1 rRNA gene is annotated in these 927 nt (G+C 50.8%); it reads right to left on the reverse strand.

Features of this window, described 5'->3' with window-relative positions:
* Positions 1-927 (reverse strand): 23S ribosomal RNA (locus MA2_RS10760); the annotation flags it as partial.

Below are 927 nucleotides of genomic sequence, written 5' to 3' on the forward strand. Positions count from 1 at the left end.
ACCTACACCCTTCCACCTAGATAACCATCACTAGGCTGGCATAACCTTCTTCGTCCCTCCATCGCATCTTAAACAAGTATTGGAATATTAACCAATTTCCCATCGATTACGCCTTTCGGCCTCACCTTAGGGGTCGACTCACCCAGCCCCGATTAACGTTGGACTGGAACCCTTGGTCTTCCGGCGAACGGGCTTTTCACCCGTTTTGTCGTTACTCACGTCAGCATTCGCTCTTGTGATATCTCCAGCATGCTTTACAACACACCTTCTCAGACTTACACAATGCTCCCCTACCACTTAATTGAAACAATTAAATCCGCAGCTTCGGCTCCTAGTTTGAGCCCCGTTACATCTTCCGCGCAGGCCGACTCGACTAGTGAGCTATTACGCTTTCTTTAAAGGGTGGCTGCTTCTAAGCCAACCTCCTAGCTGTCTATGCCTTCCCACATCGTTTCCCACTTAACTAGAAATTTGGGGCCTTAGCTGGCGGTCTGGGTTGTTTCCCTCTTGACGACGGACGTTAGCACCCGCCGTCTGTCTCCCGGATATCACTCATGGGTATTCGTCAGTTTGCATCGGTTTGGTAAGTCGGGATGACCCCCTAGCCGAAACAGTGCTCTACCCCCCATGGTGTCCGTCCGAGGCGCTACCTAAATAGCTTTCGGGGAGAACCAGCTATCACCGAGTTTGATTAGCCTTTCACCCCTATCCACAAGTCATCCCCTACCTTTTCAACGGGAGTGGGTTCGGTCCTCCGGTGACTGTTACGTCACTTTCAACCTGCTCATGGATAGATCACTCGGTTTCGGGTCTATACCCTGCAACTATACGCCCTATTAAGACTCGGTTTCCCTGCGGCTCCCCTATTCGGTTAACCTCGCTACAGAATATAAGTCGCTGACCCATTATACAAAAGGTACGCGGTCA

This window comes from Moraxella atlantae NBRC 14588 (assembly GCF_001591265.1).
Lineage (GTDB): Bacteria > Pseudomonadota > Gammaproteobacteria > Pseudomonadales > Moraxellaceae > Faucicola > Faucicola atlantae.